General features: G+C 36.6%; 17 protein-coding genes. 11 read left to right on the top strand and 6 right to left on the bottom strand.

Annotated features, from left to right (window positions below; genetic code table 11):
• Positions 1 to 44 precede the first annotated feature (44 nt).
• The 3 genes from I600_RS04815 to I600_RS04805 are packed head-to-tail and all read right to left on the bottom strand — an operon-like array spanning position 45 to position 4,376.
• Positions 45 to 2,249: a RelA/SpoT family protein gene (locus I600_RS04815; RefSeq protein ID WP_058103354.1), complete on the bottom strand. Its 2,205-nt coding sequence runs from the start codon at positions 2,247 to 2,249 to the stop codon at positions 45 to 47.
• Between the two features lie 44 nt (positions 2,250 to 2,293).
• Positions 2,294 to 3,526: a M48 family metallopeptidase gene (locus tag I600_RS04810; protein ID WP_058103353.1), complete on the bottom strand. Its 1,233-nt coding sequence runs from the start codon at positions 3,524 to 3,526 to the stop codon at positions 2,294 to 2,296.
• A gap of 46 nt (positions 3,527 to 3,572) precedes the next feature.
• Positions 3,573 to 4,376, bottom strand: a complete 804-nt coding sequence (locus I600_RS04805) for a TrmH family RNA methyltransferase (protein WP_058103352.1) — start codon at positions 4,374 to 4,376, stop codon at positions 3,573 to 3,575.
• Positions 4,377 to 4,458: 82 nt separating this feature from the next.
• Here I600_RS04805 and I600_RS04800 point away from each other — a divergent pair, with 82 nt between their 5' ends.
• The 10 genes from I600_RS04800 to I600_RS04755 all read left to right on the top strand — a co-directional run bounded on the left by I600_RS04800 (position 4,459) and on the right by I600_RS04755 (position 11,672).
• Complete coding sequence (locus tag I600_RS04800) at positions 4,459 to 5,256, top strand: DUF6503 family protein (protein WP_245188844.1); 798 nt, start codon at positions 4,459 to 4,461, stop codon at positions 5,254 to 5,256.
• Positions 5,257 to 5,356: 100 nt separating this feature from the next.
• A complete protein-coding gene (locus tag I600_RS04795) occupies positions 5,357 to 5,596 on the top strand; it encodes a MoaD/ThiS family protein (RefSeq protein WP_058103350.1) in 240 nt (79 codons plus the stop codon).
• Positions 5,596 to 6,012, top strand: a complete 417-nt coding sequence (locus I600_RS04790) for a molybdenum cofactor biosynthesis protein MoaE (protein WP_058103349.1) — start codon at positions 5,596 to 5,598, stop codon at positions 6,010 to 6,012. The genes I600_RS04795 and I600_RS04790 overlap by 1 nt, the downstream gene beginning before the upstream one ends.
• A 117-nt stretch (positions 6,013 to 6,129) precedes the next feature.
• On the top strand, positions 6,130 to 7,113 hold the full coding sequence (gene moaA, locus I600_RS04785) for a GTP 3',8-cyclase MoaA (protein WP_082642890.1): 984 nt from the start codon (positions 6,130 to 6,132) through the stop codon (positions 7,111 to 7,113).
• Positions 7,113 to 7,586 (top strand): cyclic pyranopterin monophosphate synthase MoaC, encoded by a 474-nt coding sequence (moaC, locus tag I600_RS04780; protein WP_058103347.1) that lies wholly within the window; start codon positions 7,113 to 7,115, stop codon positions 7,584 to 7,586. The genes moaA and moaC overlap by 1 nt, the downstream gene beginning before the upstream one ends.
• Positions 7,570 to 8,163 carry an NTP transferase domain-containing protein gene (locus I600_RS04775; RefSeq protein WP_058103346.1) on the top strand — a complete coding sequence of 198 codons (594 nt, stop codon included), beginning with the start codon at positions 7,570 to 7,572 and terminating at the stop codon, positions 8,161 to 8,163. Before moaC ends, I600_RS04775 begins: the two co-directional genes overlap by 17 nt.
• Positions 8,160 to 9,233 (top strand): HesA/MoeB/ThiF family protein, encoded by a 1,074-nt coding sequence (locus I600_RS04770; RefSeq protein ID WP_058103345.1) that lies wholly within the window; start codon positions 8,160 to 8,162, stop codon positions 9,231 to 9,233. The genes I600_RS04775 and I600_RS04770 overlap by 4 nt, the downstream gene beginning before the upstream one ends.
• A complete protein-coding gene (locus tag I600_RS04765; RefSeq protein ID WP_058103344.1) occupies positions 9,217 to 9,999 on the top strand; it encodes a sulfite exporter TauE/SafE family protein in 783 nt (260 codons plus the stop codon). The genes I600_RS04770 and I600_RS04765 overlap by 17 nt, the downstream gene beginning before the upstream one ends.
• A gap of 53 nt (positions 10,000 to 10,052) precedes the next feature.
• A complete protein-coding gene (locus I600_RS04760; RefSeq protein WP_058103343.1) occupies positions 10,053 to 11,243 on the top strand; it encodes a molybdopterin molybdotransferase MoeA in 1,191 nt (396 codons plus the stop codon).
• 21 nt (positions 11,244 to 11,264) lie between these two features.
• The gene (locus I600_RS04755; protein ID WP_058103342.1) at positions 11,265 to 11,672 is read left to right on the top strand and encodes a hypothetical protein; all 408 of its coding nucleotides are present in this window, start codon (positions 11,265 to 11,267) and stop codon (positions 11,670 to 11,672) included.
• Positions 11,673 to 11,747: 75 nt separating this feature from the next.
• Here the strand turns inward: I600_RS04755 and I600_RS04750 are convergent, their stop codons facing one another.
• The 3 genes from I600_RS04750 to I600_RS04740 all read right to left on the bottom strand — a co-directional run bounded on the left by I600_RS04750 (position 11,748) and on the right by I600_RS04740 (position 17,275).
• Positions 11,748 to 13,040: an amidohydrolase family protein gene (locus tag I600_RS04750; protein WP_058103341.1), complete on the bottom strand. Its 1,293-nt coding sequence runs from the start codon at positions 13,038 to 13,040 to the stop codon at positions 11,748 to 11,750.
• Positions 13,041 to 13,078: 38 nt separating this feature from the next.
• The gene (locus I600_RS04745; protein WP_058103340.1) at positions 13,079 to 16,033 is read right to left on the bottom strand and encodes an amidohydrolase family protein; all 2,955 of its coding nucleotides are present in this window, start codon (positions 16,031 to 16,033) and stop codon (positions 13,079 to 13,081) included.
• Positions 16,034 to 16,207: 174 nt separating this feature from the next.
• On the bottom strand, positions 16,208 to 17,275 hold the full coding sequence (locus tag I600_RS04740) for a DUF3810 domain-containing protein (RefSeq protein WP_058103339.1): 1,068 nt from the start codon (positions 17,273 to 17,275) through the stop codon (positions 16,208 to 16,210).
• A 29-nt stretch (positions 17,276 to 17,304) separates the two neighbouring features.
• Here I600_RS04740 and I600_RS04735 point away from each other — a divergent pair, with 29 nt between their 5' ends.
• On the top strand, positions 17,305 to 18,789 hold the full coding sequence (locus tag I600_RS04735) for an aminoacyl-histidine dipeptidase (protein WP_245188843.1): 1,485 nt from the start codon (positions 17,305 to 17,307) through the stop codon (positions 18,787 to 18,789).
• Positions 18,790 to 18,840 lie beyond the last annotated feature (51 nt).

The following is an 18,840-nucleotide window of genomic DNA, read 5'->3' as shown; positions in this document are numbered from 1 at the left end:
TGCATTAATGCACAAAGGTACAGTTAAATTTTAATTTCCTTTTTCTAAATACGAGTAACTTTATCAATACCGTTGATGTTCATAAGATTATCGGTCAATTTTTTCAAGACAGCTTTGTTTTTGACCACCACAGTAATCTTACCTTTAAAGGTGCCACCATCTGTACTGAAATTTAGATTTCGCATATTTACGTGCATAATATCAGAAATAACTTCTGTTATATCACTGACCAAACCTAAATTGTCAATTCCCGTCATTACAATATCTGCTTGGTATTCTTGTTGAGAAGAATCGATCCATTTTGCGCTAATAATTCTATACGCGTAATTAGATTGTAACGATATGGCATTTGGACAGTTCTTTTTATGAACTTTAATTCCTTCTGACACACTTACAAAGCCAAAAACATCATCACCAGGAATTGGGTTACAACATTGAGATAGTTTATACTCTAGTTTTTCTTCTTCTTTACCAAAAACCAGCATATCATACTTAGATGTAATTTCATCTTTGTTGATGTCTTCCGGTGATGGAGATTTGCGCATTCTGTTCTTGAAGAAACTAATGAATGCATTACTGTAAGATGATGCAAAGTCTTTGATCATGGTATTGTCTATGGAGCCAATGCCAACACGATAGAATAAATCTAAACTTGTCTTTAACTTAAAGAAGGTCACCATTTTGTTTATGGAATCTTCATTAAGCGTAATCTTTTGAGATTTTAGTTTACGGCGTAAAATCTCTTTTCCATCTTCGGCTACAACTTTTTTCTCTTCTCTAAGAACAGATTTAATTTTAGCACGGGCTCTGGCAGTAGTTGCATAATCTAACCAGTTTTGATTTGGTTTTGCCTGGTCAGATGTAATGATCTCTACTTGGTCTCCACTTGAAAGGGTAGTATTTAAAGGCACCAGTTTGCCGTTTACTTTTGCCCCACGGGTTCTCATGCCCACTTCAGTGTGAATATTGAAAGAAAAATCTAACGGTGTAGCGCCTTTAGGTAAAGACCTTAATTCTCCTTTTGGGGTAAAAACAAAAATTTCTTTTGAATATAGGTTTAGCTTAAATTCCTCTACAAAATCAACAGCGTTGGTATTTGCATTTTCCAAAGCTTCTTGAAGTTTGTTCAGCCAAACTTCTATTCCTTGTTCTTTTTGGTCGCCATGTTTGTATTTAAAATGCGCCGCATACCCTTTTTCGGCAATTTCGTGCATTCTTTCACTTCTGATCTGTACTTCTACCCATTTGCCTTTTGGTCCCATAACGGTAATGTGTAGGGCTTCATATCCGGTAGATTTAGGAGATGATATCCAATCTCGCAATCTAACGGGGTTGGGGGTAAAGTGATCCGTAACTATAGAATAGATTTTCCAAGCTAAAAACTTCTCGTTCTGTAAGTCAGATTTGTAGATGATTCTTATGGCAAACTTGTCATAGATTTCCTCAAAAGTGACATTTTGGGCAATCATCTTTTTGCGCATAGAGAAGATAGATTTCATCCTCCCTTTAATGATATAGTTAAGCCCTTCCTTTTTTAAAGAATTGTCTATAGTGCCAGAAAATGCATCAATATAGGCTTGCTGATCTTCTTTGGTGTCTTCTATTTTATCCTTGATGGAGTTGTAGACTTCCGGTTCCGTATACTTTAAACTTAGATCTTCTAGCTCTGTCTTAATGTTGTAAAGACCAATTCTATGTGCAAGAGGAGCATAAATGTACAAGGTTTCAGAGGCAATTTTCACTTGTTTATGCTCTGGCATAGAATCCATAGTGAGCATATTGTGATAACGGTCGGCTATCTTTATGATGATAACCCTGACATCATCATTTAAGGTCAAGAGCATTTTTCTAAAATTCTCCGCTTGTTGGGAGATGTTCATGTCTTTTTTTAAATGAGATATTTTTGTGAGTCCATCAACAATCCGCGCCACGGTTTCACCAAACATACGATCAATGTCGTCTAAGGTATACTCTGTATCCTCAACAACATCATGTAATAGGGCAGAGGCAATGGAAACCGCATCAAGACCAATCTCCGAAGCTACAATTTTTGCCACCGCTATGGGGTGAAAAATATATGCCTCGCCAGATTTTCTTCGCTGGGTTTTGTGTGCATCAACAGCTACTTCAAAAGCGCTACGTATTAGTTTTTTATCCTCATCGGTTAAGGTTTGATAACTAATTCTAAGTAACTCTTTGTACTCTTGAGCTATGAGCTTGTTTTCCTCTTCTATTGCTGCCTGTGTCATACTAGATTAAAAATAAGATAATCTTAAATGATGGGCAACAAAAATTATGCCTTTAAATTACGAATGCGATCGATTAACGGTGGGTGGGAATAATGCATAAATACATATGCCGGATGTGGAGTTAGGTTGCTAAGACTGTTTTTTGATAACTTCTTTAGTGATGCTACCAATGGTAAAGCTGCGTAAGTTTGTTTAGCATAATCATCTGCTTGATATTCAAATTTTCTAGAAAAATGATTCATTAGCAGTCCTGTAATCTCAGAAATAGGGCTATAAAGTATGCCAAAGCCGATCAAGGCGGCATGAAAACTAGGTCTGTCAACACCAATTGCCAATGATACTTCTGGATTATTTATGAAAAGTGATAGAATTAATAGCATAACCCCCGTAAGTAAAACTGAAGTCGCCAAATTATAAATGATATGTTTTCGTTTGTAATGACCTATTTCATGTGCCAAAACGGCAACTATTTCTTCTTCCTCTAAATCATTGATCAAAGTGTCATACAGAGTTACGCGCTTTTCTTTTCCAAAACCAGAAAAATAGGCATTGGCTTTTGTTGAGCGCTTAGATCCGTTGATTACAAAAATATTCTGAAGGTCAAAACCAACTTCTGCGGCATAGTTTTCAATTTTACTTTTTAAACTACCGGCTTCCAAAGGTTCTTGTTTGTTAAATAACGGTACAATAAGCTTGCTATAAAATAAATTCATGAACAACGTGAAAAAGGTAATCAAAGCCCAAGTGTAGAGCCAGAAATTTGTGCCGGCCCATTGAAAAAACCAAAGAATCAGAGAAAGTATGATACCACCAACGATTATGGTCATTAGCCACTGTTTAAGTTTGTCTATGAAAAATGTCGCTTTTGTTGTTTTATTGAATCCAAACTTTTCTTCAATTACAAAAGTTTGATAATAAGAAAAAGGTAGGTTAAGGATGTCATTACCTATCATTATAATTCCGAAGAAAATCAATGCTTGGACTATACTGATGTTACTAATGTTTTGAGCCACTTGGTCAACCCAGGCAAAACCACCAAATAGTAAGAACGCTAATATTAATACTAGGGAAAATACAGAGGTAATAATTCCGAATTTATAATTGGTAAGCTTATAGGCTTGAGACTTTTTGTATTCTTCAGCGTTGAATACATCGGCAACTTCTGTGGGAATAGGGTCTTTAAAACGCTTTGCGTTTAAATAATTCATTACCGTGGCAAGTATAAATTCACCTACCAGTATAAATAGAATACAATAAAAAACAATCGTTTGGTCCATATAGCGTAATTGAAAACGAAAACATTAATAGAAAAAGTATAAAATGCTACGTGTTTAATTTACGTTGCCGTTTTGCTTCAAATATAAGTATTGCTGCAGATACCGAAACATTCATAGAATCTATTTCACCCTCCATGGGTATAATGATATTTTGGGTGGAATTTTGCAACCATTCATTGCTGAGTCCAGAGTGTTCTGTGCCAACAACTATGGCAGAGGGTTCTGTAAAATTAACGGTAGTGTAATCTTTAGAGGCAGTTAGCGCTGCACAAAATACCTGAAAGCCTTCTTTTTTTAAGTAGGAAATAATTTCGCTAGTACTGCCCGTTTTTACGTTTCTAGAAAAAACACATCCTACACTTGATCGTATAATATTTGGATTATAAAGATCGGTCTTTGGGTTGGCAATTAAAACCGCATCAAGATTAGCAGCATCTGCAGTTCTAAGTAAAGCGCCTATGTTGCCCGGTTTTTCGGGTGCTTCTGAAATTAGGACCAGTGGGTTCTTTGTGTTGAACTCTAAAGATGAAAGTTGGTGGTCTTTACTTTTTGCAATAGCTATTACACCTTCGGTAGTATCTCTGTATGCTAATTTTTTATATACATCTGCACTAACGGATATTAATTGATCTGCATTAAAAGTATGTAAGAGGGTACTATTCTCTATAATGTCTTCACAGTATAATACTGACTCTATAAAGTAACCAGCGCCAATAGCAATCTGCAGTTCTCGCAAACCTTCTAAGACAAAGAGTCCGGTTTTTTTTCTTTCCCTTGATTTTTCTTTTAGTACCAAAACCTTTTTTATCAAAGGGTTTTGTGCGCTGCTTATATGTTTTGTTACCTGCATGTAGTACAAAAATAGTTCAATTTGGTAAGTACTTCATATTTTCTCGACTAACGATTTTTAAAACAATAAAAACAGAATTAAAATGATGAACAAACTTTACCTTTTGGTCTTGGTATTAGCAGTATTTTCATGTAAGCAAGCTCCTAATAAAGAAAAGGCTGCAGCCCCTGTAGATGAGGTTGTGAAAATGGTAGATTCGGATAAATATTCAACTGAGTTGAATAAAGTTTTTGAAGCTCATGGAGGTTTAAAAGCATGGAAAAGTTATAAAACTTTAATTTTTGAAATGCCCAAAGAAGGTTTCAATGAAGTTCAAACTATTGATCTTCACAAGAGATTCGATAAGATATCTACACCTGCTAATACTATAGGGTACGATGGAAAAGAAGTTTGGCTTTTGGACAAAACTGGTGATTATGAGGGTAAACCAAAGTTCTATCATAATTTAATGTTCTATTTCTATGCTATGCCATTTGTATTGTCCGATGATGGTATAAAATATGAAGAAGTAGATGCTATGGTTTATGAAGGTGTGTCTTACCCAGGTTATAAAATTTCTTATAATGCAGGAGTTGGGTCATCTTCTACGGATGAATATTATATTCATTATGATGCAGATACGTACCAAATGAAATGGTTGGGCTACACCATGACTTATTTTAGTGGTGAACCATCGGACAAAATTAGTTGGATCAACTATGCTGAATGGAACAAAGTCGATGAGGTGTTATTGCCTAAGGCAATTACTTGGCATAAAGTTGAGGAGGGAGAGGTTAAAGAAGCTGCTAAAACCGTTAATTTTGAAAACGCCAGTATATCTACTCAAGCGCAGCCAAAAGGGTTTTATTCCAAACCTGAGAATGCTGTAACGGTCCAGTAGTTCTTTTCTCAAAATCATATAATTTTTTTAAAATAGGTGCCATTTTTATGGCACCTTATTTTTTATGCCTAACTTGGAATTTATCTAATTTTAGACGGATATGAATGTACTTTTTTTCGGTATTACCAAGGACATCGTGGGTAGTTCTGAGGTTAACTTTAATGACGAATTAAAGCCGGCTAACGTTGGCTCGTTAAAGAAGAAATTAATAGATGCTTACCCTGAGTTTTCTAAGCTGAATTCGTTAGCGGTTGCCGTTAATAGCGAGTATGCAGATGATACTTTGGTTTTGACCGGTAATGAGGAAATTGCAATTATACCACCTGTAAGCGGAGGCTAATGAAGAAAGTAATAGAAATTGTTAATGATATAGATACGGCAAAGGTATATGCAGAGTTGAGCGATGCCAAAAGTGGCGGAATTTGTGTTTTTGTAGGTGCTGTACGCGAGTTTACCAATAATGAAGAAGTGGTTGCCCTGGAGTTTGAAACGTACCAGGCAATGGCATTGAAAGAGATGGATAAAATTGCGGATAAAGCTTTTGAAAAATGGACTTTGAACAAGGTTGTCATGCGGCATGCCGTAGGCGAAAAAGGGGTTGAAGAGCCCGTTGTTGTTGTAGGGGCATCTTCTGCGCATAGGGATGCTTGTTTTGAGGCATGCAGGTTTTTAATAGATACACTAAAAGAAACAGTTCCTATATGGAAAAAAGAGAAATTCAAAAATAAATCTGTCTGGGTTTCGGCACATCCGTGATTTTTGTATAAGAGAAGTTAGAAAATAGAGAATAGAAATTAGATAAAAGAGTAAAGAGATTGGAGTATAGATGTTATTAAACTCGAATTTGATTCTTGAACTTGTATTTTTAAAAGTATGTTAGTAGATAACCATAATAGAGCAATTAATTACCTGAGATTGGCAGTGACAGATCGTTGCAACCTGCGTTGCAATTATTGTATGCCAGAAGAGGGGATAAACTTTGCTAAAAATGATAAGTTGTTTACTATAGATGAGCTTGTGAGGTTAAGTGAAATTGTGGTTTCTCAAGGAATAGATAAGATTAGAATAACTGGTGGCGAACCCTTTGTACGCAAGGATCTTATGGTTTTGCTGAGAAGCTTATCTAAATTAAACGGTCTAAAAGATATCTCTGTTACAACCAACGCTACTTTAATAGGTCCATATATAGATGAATTAAAGCAATTGGGCATTAAGAACATTAACGTAAGCATGGATGCCATTAATCGTGAGACTTTTGAACGAATTACACGTCGCAATCAGTATGATGTTGTATATAATAACATGATTCGTTTAATAACCGAAGGGTTTAATGTTCGTATCAATTTTATTGCGTTAGATGGTCAGAATACAGATGATATTTTACCCATGCTTGAACTAACTAAACATTACAATGTTTCGGTTCGCTTTTTGGAAGAAATGCCTTTTAACGGTGGGTCTAAAGAATTTCAGACTATAAAGTGGGATTTTAAAACTATTCTAGAGCATATTAAAAGCGCACACCCAGATTATTATAAATTAGAATCTCCAAAGACATCAACGTCTATAAATTATAAAATTCCGGGTTTTAAAGGAACTTTTGGAGTAATTCCATCTTTTAGTAGAACATTTTGCGGTAGTTGTAATCGTTTAAGAATTTCGGCAACAGGTGATGTTATTACTTGTTTGTATGCTAAAGCAAGCGCAAATCTTAGAGATATAATGAGAGCTGATGACATGGAGGAAAATATCAAAAAAGAAATTTTAAAGGCTGTAGGCAGTCGTGCTAAAACTGGTTTTGAGGCGCAAGAAAAATATAAGGACGTATTCAGTAATTCAATGACTTCAATAGGCGGCTAATGCAGAAGAAATTATCACATATAGATGAATCTGGGAATGCTACCATGGTAGATGTTTCTCAAAAAACAGCATCAGTACGTACTGCCATTGCTAGTGGTACTATACAATTTCCTTCAGAGGTTTTTAAATCTTTGTCTGATCAAGATTTTGTTGGGAAAAAGGGAAGTATTGTGCAAACTGCTGTTATTGCAGGTATACAAGGTGTAAAGAAAACGTCTGAGCTTATACCTCTTTGTCATCAGATAAATTTGTCTAAAATAAATATCGATATCACTCCTTCTGTAAACGCTTTTCAAATAACATGTACTGTAAAATGTAATGAGAAAACGGGAGTGGAAATGGAGGCTTTAACTGGTGTGTCAGTTGCTGCTTTGACCATTTATGATATGTGTAAGGCACTTTCTCAAGATATTGTAATCGGTACAATTCAATTAGAACAAAAAACAGGAGGAAAAAATGATTTCCAAAGATAAGTTATATGGGCTAGTGCTATCCGGAGGGAAAAGTACTAGGATGGGAGAAGATAAGGGTTTGATCAAATATCATGAACTTCCACAACGCGAGCATTTATATTCATTGTTGAATGAGGTTTGTGACCAAACATTTTTAAGTATCCGCAAAGATCAAAAAGATGAAATTTCAAATGCTTTTGATACTATAGTTGATAATGATGAGTTTCGCGGACCCTATAATGGTTTGCTTTCTGCACATAATGCCCACCCAGATGCAGCTTGGTTGGTTCTAGCCTGCGATCTGCCTTTAATGGATAAAAAAGCTTTGGAAGAATTAATCGCATCCAGAAATACAGGCAAAATAGCCAGTGCTTTTGCCGACAAGCAAAACCCGTTGCCAGAACCACTTTGTGCTATTTGGGAGCCAGAGGCTCTAAAACAATCGGTCGCCTATTTAGAGGCGGGCAATGGTTCATGTCCTAGAAAATTTTTGATCAATGCAGATGTTCATTTGGTATTCCCAGAACATAAAGAAGTATTGTTAAATGCGAATTCCAAGGCAGAATATGAAGAGGCATTGCTAAAAATTTCATTATGAACCAAGATCGTTACCAGAGGCAAATCACTTTAGCGGGTTTTGGAATTGAAGGGCAACAGAAATTACAGGAAGCAAAAGTACTGGTGGTAGGTGCTGGCGGTCTAGGTATTCCTGTATTAACTTATTTAAATGCCATGGGGGTAGGTACCCTTGGTGTTGTAGATGCAGATGTAGTTTCATTATCCAACCTTCACCGTCAAGTGTTGTATACAGAAGCTATGGTGGGTATTTCTAAAGTTGAAGCGGTTAAAAGTCAATTATCTGCCCAAAATTCATCTACCGAAATACGAACATATCATACTTTTTTGACTGTTGATAATGCTCTTGAAATTATTGAAGGATATGATCTTGTTGTTGATGCTACAGATAATTTTCCGACAAGGTATCTTATAAACGATGCTTGTGTTATATTGAATAAGCCATTTGTCTACGGGGCTTTGCATGCTTTTGAAGGTCAGGTAAGTGTTTTTAATTATAAAGGCGGACCAACATATCGTTGTTTGTACCCTACCATGCCGGCTGCCGATGCTGTACCCAATTGTAATGAAAACGGAGTCTTGGGAATTTTACCGGGAATCATTGGAAACTTACAGGCATTGGAAACAATAAAAATAATAACGGATCTAGGGGAAGTTTTAACTGGTATTTTACTTTTGTGTGATACACTTACCCAACGTACCCAACGTATTAGTTTTAAGTTACAGCCTGGTCATAATGAGATTAAGGTTCTGGAGAAAAGTTATGAATTTAACTGTGATTTACCATTAAAATCTATTGAAGCCAATGCCCTTCAACAGTTGCTTTCAGAAGGGGCTATTGAATTGTTAGATGTTCGTACACCAAAAGAGTATCAAAGGCAGCATATTGACCAGGTTAAGCACATACCTCTGAGCGAGTTGGCAGATAGAAGTAGCGAGTTGAATTTAGAAGAAACTGTTTACGTTATTTGTCAGTCTGGCGTGCGCAGTAAAAAGGCAATAGCCACGCTGCAAGAACTATATCCTGGTAAAGATTTTGTAAATGTGGTAGGAGGCATGAACCAGATGAAAAATTATGTTGATACCTATTGAGCAATTACTGCTTTTATGTGTTGGTTTTTTTATCATAGCTACCTTATATTCTTCGGTCGGTTTTGGTGGTGGATCTAGTTATTTGGCGCTATTGACTCTTTTTTTGACCAGCTTTTTTGCCATTAGGTCCATAGCATTGGTTTGTAATTTGGTGGTGGTTTCCGGTAGTACCTATCTTTATTTTAAAAATGGACATGCAAAATTCAAGGATTTTCTGCCGTTTGTGTTAACTAGTATTCCTTTGGCATATATTGGAGCTACCTTTCGTCTTAAGGAAAGTGTGTTTTTTATTATTCTTGGGTGCTCCCTTATCCTTTCAGCTTTATTCTTGGCCATTCAGACATTTGAATTGAACAAGACAAAGAAGGAAGTACATGACTATCCAAATTATATGAGTTACTTATTAGGTGCTGGAATAGGTTTTTTATCTGGATTGGTAGGAATTGGAGGCGGTATTTTTTTGGCTCCGATCTTAAATCATTTACGATGGAAAAAAGCTATTAAAATTGCTGCCCTCGCCAGCTTCTTTATATTGGTCAATTCTATCTCGGGTTTACTTGGTTTAATTACCAGCAATGCACTTTCATTACCTTTAAAAGAAACCTTATGTTTGGTTATAGCTGTTCTTCTTGGGGGGCAGTTGGGTATTCGCATTAGTTTAAAGAAACTTTCTGCCAATGGAATTAAAAGAGTAACCGCACTTCTTGTTTTTGTGGTGGGTGTAAGAGTATTGTTGGTCAACGGTTTAAGTTTGTTTTCATCTTGATTTGATGATGTCCATTTAATAGAAGTTTACATTATAATTTTACCTTTAATTCTATGATTACATTTAAAGAAGCATTTGAAAAAGTAATTGATCATCGCTTAGACTTGGGAGCAGAAAAGGTGAAACTGATAGACAGCTTAAATAGAGTTTTAGCTGAAGATGTTCTTGCAGATCGTGATTTTCCACCTTTTGATCGGGCTACCAAAGATGGCATTGCCATTCAATTTTCAAGTATGTTGGAAAACGGATATGCTTATACCATTGAAGGGGTAGCTGCGGCAGGTGTTGCCCAGCAAACTTTAAATGATACAAATCATTGTTTAGAGGTCATGACAGGTGCGGTAGTTCCTAAACATTGCGATACCGTGATTATGTATGAACATATCACTATTAAAGATAACAAGGTTACCATTAACGAAATAGTTACCAAAGGCCAAAACATTCACTACAAAGGTAGTGACGAAAAGGCGGGTGCCGTAGTTCTTTCTAAAGGAATTAAGATTACACCTGCTGAAATAGGTGTTCTGGCTTCTGTGGGTAAATCTGTGGTAAAGGTAAAAGTGAACCCGAACATTTGTACCATAGCAACCGGTAATGAATTGGTTGAGGTTGACCAGTTGCCAGAACCGCATCAAATTAGAAAATCAAATATGCTGACCATTGAGGCGGCATTATTGAACGGTACAATACCTTCAAATTCGTTACACCTTTTAGATGATAAAGAAAGTATTAAAACTGCATTGGAGAAGGCGCTGATTAAAAATGACGTTCTGTTATTAAGTGGAGGCGTATCTAAGGGTAAGTTTGATTTTATTCCGGATGTTATGGAATCCCTTGGTGTAGAAAAGGTGTTTCATAGGGTAGCACAAAGACCCGGGAAACCTTTTTGGTTTGGTGTACATGCTAAATTAAAGACTGTGGTTTTTTCATTCCCCGGTAATCCTGTCTCTACTTTTGCTAATTATCATCTTTATTTTTTACCGTGGTTGTATGCTTCTTGGGGTGTTCAGATAGAAAATTTGTATATTAAGCTAGGTGTTCCTTTAAAAATAGTACCGCCATTAACTAGATTTATACATGTAAAAACGGAGTTGAAAGAAGGAGTTGTTTGGGGGGCACCGGTCATAGAAAATGGCTCAGGTGATTTAACCAGTTTGACCAAGGCCGATGGTTTTGTTTGTTTAGAGCCAAAGGAAAATGCTTATGAAGTAGGAGAGGTGGTACGCTTTGTAAAGACCAGATAGTAACCAATTAAATCTTTTGATATGAATCCAATATTAAAAAACGTTTTGGCTGTCGTTGCCGGAGTTATTATAGGCAGTATGGTGAATATGGGAATAATTATGATAAGTGGTTCTATTATTCCACCACCTGAAGGAGGAGACATTACTACTATGGAAGGGTTAAAGTCAACAATGCATTTGTTTGAACCCAAACATTTTATCTTTCCCTTTTTGGCACATGCGTTAGGTACATTGGTAGGAGCTTTCGTAGCCGCTAAAATAGCTGCTGGTAAAAAAATGCTAATGGCACTTTTGGTAGGGTTGTTTTTTTTGATAGGAGGTACGGTCAATATAGCTATGCTTGGCGGACCAATGTGGTTTACAGCTTTAGATATTATTGTAGCCTATATGCCAATGGGATATTTAGGATATGTGCTAGCTAAGAGATAATTGTATAGAATATACTAAATAAAAGAGGCTGCCCTGAATAAGGCAGCCTCTTTTGTTCAATGTTGTAATTGGGAATTATTTGCCTTCGTATTTACCCATGTAGCGTTTCCAAAGTTCAGTTTGGTGTGTCTCTAAAGAAACTGTTCTGCCGTCTATGAAAGCGTGGGTTAAAATGTTTCCGGCCATATCAAGAGCATCACCTTCAGAAATAAATAGAGTAGCGTTCTTACCGTTTTCTAAAGTGCCATATTGGTCATCAATACCTAAAATTTTGGCTGTATTTCCGGTCAGTAGTTGAACGGCTTTTTCCTTGTCCAACCCCTGTTGAGCGGCTTGACCCGCATAGAAAGGTAAATTTCTAGTCTGGAAATTTGCCGCATCTGCATTTTGAATACCTACCAATAGACCAGCATCCATTAATAATTTTGGCAGTTTGTAAGGCAGGTCATAATCATCATCATCAAATACCGGAAGATTATGCGTATACTGTACTAAAACAGGGATATTATTGCTCTTTAAAAATTCTGGAATTTTATAGGCATGGTATCCCCCGATCAAAACTACTTCTTTTGCGCCATTAGCTTTTAAAGTGTTTACGGCATCTATAATTTGCTTTTCGTCATCTGCATGAACATATAGTATTTGGGTACCGTCGAAAATACCTTTCATAGCTGCATAAGCGGGGTTTACTTCTTTAGGAGTAGTCTTGCCATAAGCTTGTGAATTTTTAAGAAAGGTAGCAATGGCTTCTATTTCTTCCGCGTAGTCTTTATTTGGATGGTAACCCGGGTCTTCACCTGCCCACCAACGACCTTGCTTAAAAGTACTTGGCCAGTTTAAATGAATGCCGTCATCAACCTTTATAGCCGCATCTTCCCAGTTCCATGCATCAAATTGTACAATACTTGAAGTTCCTGAAATTAAACCACCAGAAGGTGCTATTTGCCCAATTAAAACTCCATTGGGTCTCATGCTTTCTACTACTTTAGATTCTGCATTGTAAGCTATTAAGCTTCTAACATGTGGAATAAAATCGCCAATTTCATCTTCATCTTTTGAAGCTCTCACGGCATCGATCTCAACCAGTCCCAATGTTTTCGCTGGCGCTATAAAGCCAGGATAAACATGTTTGCCTGTTGCATCTATTACTTTGCCTTTTCTTGCAATTCTCATTTTAGAATCACCCACAAAAGTAATCTTGCCATCTTCGAACATTATAAGTGAGCTTTCAATGACTTCGCCATTACCCAAATGAGCCGTTGCTCCTTCAATGGTAATAGCTTCGGTTTGTTTATTGCCCGGTGTCTGCTGCGCAAGGGTCGGTAATAACAAGCCAAGGGCAATGATCAAGGTTATTAATTTTTTCATTTTTAAAGTTTTATATATTTTGAATACTTCTTATACTATTAAAGGCTTTCGCAAGTGAAATCTCTTTTGACACTTTGTTTAGGACCTTGGGTTTTTTTACCGCTGCTTTTTTCTTTTAGCATCATAGTGACCAATTCATTTCTTTCTTTTTTGATGGCTTCACGATTTTTTTTGTCGGTCTCTAAATCAAAATAGGTAATACCCTCGATCATTGTTTTTTCCGCTTTTGAATACACCGATAACGGATTGCCGGACCACAATACCAAATCAGCATCCTTACCTTCTTGTATACTACCAACACGGTCATCTAGGTGTAATAGTTTAGCAGGGTTTATGGTAACCATTTTCCAAGCTTCCAATTCCGTCATGCCACCATACTTTATAGTCTTGGCAGCTTCTTGGTTCAGCCTTCTTATCATTTCTCTGTCATCACTGTTTATGGCAGTTACAACCCCTTGTTTTTGCATAATTGCCGCGTTGTAAGGTATAGCATCATTTACTTCGAATTTATACGCCCACCAGTCACTGAACGTTCCTGCGCCAACACCATGTTCCGCCATTTTATCGGCTACTTTATAGCCTTCTAGAATGTGGGTGAAAGTATTGATTCTGAATCCAAAGTGCTCTGCAACTTTCATCATCATATTGATTTCACTTTGTACATAGGAGTGGCAGCTTATAAAGCGTTCACCGTTTAATATTTCGGCAAGAACTTCCATTTCTTCATCATAACGATATGGCTCACCATTTTTCTTTTTTGTGTCATATTCCTTGGCTCTTTGGAAATAGTTCATGTACAGCTGTTCTACACCCATACGTGTTTGAGGAAAACGCGAAAAACTACCCCAGTTACTTTGTTTTACATTTTCACCAAGAGCAAACTTTATAAATTTAGGTGAATTGTCATAGATCAAGCCATCAGCTTCTTCTCCCCATTTTAATTTTAATATAGCCGATCTACCACCAATAGGATTAGCGGAACCGTGCAGTAACTGTAATGAGGTAACTCCACCAGCAAGTGATCTGTAAATACCCATATGCTCTGGGTCTACGACATCTTCCATTTTAACTTCTGCTGAACTGTTCTGACCGGATTCGTTTACCGATAACGCCGCAATATGGCTATGCTCATCTATAATACCAGCGGTTAAATGTTTGCCTGTGGCATCTATTACCGTAGCGCCACCTGCACCTAAGTCTTTACCTATTTTTACTATTTTACCGTTTTTGACCAGCACATCAGTGTTTTCTAAAATACCTGCTTCTTCACTTGTCCATACCGTTGCATTTTTGAACAAGGTATTTTGTGCCTTTGGTTTAGCGGCAAAGCCATAACCAACATTAGGGAAGGTTACTGGTACCACCTGTATAGATTTGTCAGCTTTCTCTTTATCAGTTTCTTTTTCGGTAAAAGATTTTGATTTGGTTGCCGTAAATTTAGATTCGGTTCCGTCTGGTAAAACCAATCGCCCAGATAGGTTATCTGATGTATTGGTAACGGCACTAATCATTCTATAGGTTTTTTCACCCTTATCTGTAGCGAATGAAAGGGTTACCCAATTGTTGTCATATGCAATTTTTGAACTTAGTTTGGTCGTATCTTGCTTAACTTCAATTTTAGGTTTTGAAACATCTCCTGAAATAACTACGTCATAAGATTTTCCTTGAACCATTAATTGGTAATCCCCACGAATGTCTTTAACGTCCATAGCGTTGATAACGCTTTTTGTTCCCTGTACCCAGTTTTCATACAAGGTGGTAGTTTTGTCAAAAATGTCGCCAGATGTAATTAAAAAGTTGGCAAGGTAGCCTGTCTTTAATGCCCCTATTTCATTTGATTTTCCCAGAATTTCTGCAGGAACGGTCGTTAGCGCTTCTAATGCCTTGGTCGATGAAAGACCATAATCTATGGCTTTTATTAATTTTTCCTTAAAATTAGCCGGAGATTTTAAATCATATGTAGTAAGCGAAAATTTTATTCCGTTATCCGCTAACACTTTTGGGTTAGATGGGGCTTGGTTCCAATAACGCATATCCTGTAAAGAAACATAGTCAACCGCATACGGGTTAGATACATCATACGCATCTGGAAAATTTATAGGTATAATGAATTTTGCATTGGTGGCCTTAATTTCCTCAATACGTTCAAACTCGTTTCCACCGCCTAAAATAGTGTACTGTACACCATAACTATCGCCAATTTTATCGGCACGTAAGTCGTGCGATTTGTCTTTGGCTTCAATAATCTGAACCAAATTTTTATTACTGTTCAATGCTTCTAAAGAAAGATCTGTTGTGGTGGCGTTCCCTTTAGCATACCAATCTGCATCACTATACATTTGTCTTAATAATGCTAATGTTCCCATTAGTGAACTTGGGTAAGATTGTGCTTTAATGATACTTCTGCTTAGTGAAAAATACTGCGCAGAACGATCATCTAAAATTCTATTGGCATTGGTACCCTTTCCATTTAAAGCTATAAGCACACCTGTACCTCTGGCAATACCATCATGTATGTGAGAGTTAACTACACCAAAACCAGCTGCTCTAAGTGTTTTGGCTTCCTTATCATCATAAGTGAATTTTTCTATTGCCTTATTCTCCGGCATAATATGATCATTCCAATAATATCCTTCTCTAGAAGGTTCATATTGGGTGGATCTTCCACGACCAGGTTTTCTTTTAGCTTGTTCTACCCCAAATTTTGAGTATACATCTATAAATGATGGATATATTGATTTACCTTGCAAGTCAATTACCACGGCATTTTTAGGAATATTGACATTGCTTGATGCATTGACCACTTTTCCATGTTGGATCAATAAAGTTCCTTTTTCGATTACTTGTGTTGGAGTTACATAGATTTTAGCGTTGGTAAAGGCGGTATAATTGTTATTGTTGACCTTTACTCCGGCATTTTCCGGAAAATAATCCTGGGCAGTTAAAAATGAACCATACCCGAGTAGGCATAGTGCAAAGAATAGTTTTTTCATTACGTTTGGTTTGAATTAGTATTCTAAAAATACACGGATTATACACTAAATACGGTGTATTTCACTTTTGTTTAACAGTTGAAATATCCGTAATTAGGAATAATGATTATTTTCTTAATATTTTATAAAATGACCCGAAATAAAGCTCTAAGATCACGAACTTTTGAAGGTAGATTAAAGCGGATGGTTTTTGTGGTAAGCAACCAAAAATAGAACCACGGCGTTATAGCTTCTTATACCTTCTTTTTGATTGTTAGCTTTTAAAAACGTATCAAAAATTGATTTAAAGACGGGTTCCATAGGGTTTTCATAAGAATTCCAGAAAATGGCCATTTCTTGAAAGTTCTTTTTTACACCATCATTTAGCGCTAACATAATTCTGTCAAAATCGTCTTTATTAGTTCGCCTAACATCGTTTAAACAATAACCAAGGGCATAGGCGTAGGCGGCATATTTAAAATATGGATCTTTGTTGTTAGATGTGACCAAGTAGCCAATAAAGTTTGTTTCGTTTTCAGCGGAATACCCCAATTGATGTCCTACTTCATGACCTGCAACAAAAGGAAATCTAAAATTGGGCAATAGGTCATTTACCTGAGCTTCGTTCGTGAATGGATTTAAATACCCCGCATAACCCATATACGTGAGTCCGGTACTGAACAATGATCTTTTTAAACTAGGGTTGTTATAGGTAAGAAACGGATGAATAGTTTTAAGGTGTTTATAGCCATCTATGGTTTTGTTGAATATCTCTTTTTGTGAGTAGGGAATCTTTACCGCTAAGCTAGAATCTTTGGTAATGAATACTTGAGATTCATTGGTCTTTTGAATCAATAATTCTGTAAAATTTAAAAGGTCGGTATATTCTTTATTAGGGGTAAGTTGTAATTTATGGGATAAGGGTTCCCTGTAGTAGTTCATGCCCCACATAATATGAAACGTAAAATAAACAACGGCTAGTACCATACCCACGTTTTCCAAGAATTTCAACTTATGTCGCCAAATGTGTTTTCTTTTTTTAACTAGATAAAACAAGGCAAGAAATGTCAATGTGAAATATAAAAGGTCACCGATGGAAAAAGGAATCCATCCAAATAAAAGCCTGAAGAAATTAGAGATAACGGGGTAAATGCCTGTGCTATAATATTGTTCAACTAAATCTGTGCGGGTAGCAAGCCATTTCACAACAATAATTTGAGGAATTATAGTTAAGGCAACGGAGGTTTTAAAGGATATCTTCATTAACCCAAAAATAGCGAAATCCTTTTTCTATGAGTACTTTTGTGGTATCTAACCATGAAAATTGTAGAATGGAAATCAATAAACTAGAACCCACATCTGTTTGGGGGAATTTTTCCAAGCTTAATGCAGTGCCAAGACCATCTAAAAAAGAAGAAGAGGTAATTGCGTTTATGTTGGAATTTGGAAGTAAACTGGGCTTGGAAACTTTTTCTGATGAAGCAGGTAATGTTATTATTAGAAAACCGGCTACCGAAGGTATGGAAGGTAAAAAGATGGTCACCCTTCAAAGTCATTTGGATATGGTGCATCAAAAGAATGCGGATACTGAATTTGATTTTAATACCCAAGGCATAGAAATGTTCGTTGAAGGAGATTGGGTTAAAGCAAAAGGTACTACGTTGGGTGCTGATAATGGTATGGGCGTTGCCGCTATTATGTCGCTTTTAGAAAGTAATTATATACCTCACCCACCACTAGAAGCTTTGTTCACTATAGATGAAGAAACGGGTATGACGGGGGCATTTGCATTAAAGGAGGGAGTTTTAAAAGGTGAGATACTCTTAAACTTAGACACTGAAGAGGACGATGAAATTGATATTGGTTGTGCCGGAGGAATAGATGTGACCGCTACTAGAACATATAATGAAAAAGAAGGCACACATGGCGATGCGGGATTTCAAATTACCGTTAAAGGTTTAACCGGTGGTCATAGTGGAATGGATATTCATAGGGGCAGGGGTAATGCCAATAAAATAATGAACCGTTTACTATACTTGGGGTTAGACCATAATGTACGCGTTAGCTTTTTAAACGGTGGTAGTCTAAGAAATGCTATACCCAGGGAAAGTGTTTGTAAATTGAATATTGTACGTAAACAGGCAGATAGTTTTTTAAAGAAAGTAAAAGAACTGTCCAATGTTATCATTCAGGAACTAAAAGAACAAGAGCCGAATTTGATTATTGAGATTGAAGATATAAAACCAGCTAAAAGAGTGATGGGTCTAGGTGCGCAAGAAAAAATGATCAAAGCCATTTATGCAGCACAAAATGGTGTGTATGCCATGAGTGTGGCAATTGATGACTTGGTAGAGACCTCAAACAATATTGCCAAGGTAAAGGTAGAAGATGGTAAGATAACCATTGGTTGTTTAACCCGTTCTTCTGTAAATTCGGCAAAATTGGATTTAGCCAATTCTTTACGGTCGGCGTTTGAATTAAGTGGATTTGATGTTGAATTTAGTGGAGATTACCCTGGATGGAACCCTAATCCTAATTCTGAGATTCTTACTGTAGTAAAAGATACATATGTAAGTTTATTTAAAGATGAGCCTAGAGTGGTAGCTTGTCATGCAGGTTTAGAGTGTGGTATTTTAGGTCAAAATTATCCAGAAATGGATATGGTCAGTTTTGGTCCAACTATTTTAGGGGCGCATTCACCAGATGAGCGTGTAAGCATAACTTCTGTTCAAAAGTTCTGGAGTTTACTTTTAGAAGTTTTAAAACGTACCAATTAGAAATTCTATTTTAAATAAAAAAGCCCTTTAGTATTATCACTAAAGGGCTTT

It is taken from the genome of Maribacter dokdonensis DSW-8 (genome assembly GCF_001447995.1).
GTDB classification, from domain to species: domain Bacteria; phylum Bacteroidota; class Bacteroidia; order Flavobacteriales; family Flavobacteriaceae; genus Maribacter; species Maribacter dokdonensis.
Note: the sequence above shows the minus strand (reverse complement) of the source record. Positions and strands in the feature narration are given on the sequence as shown.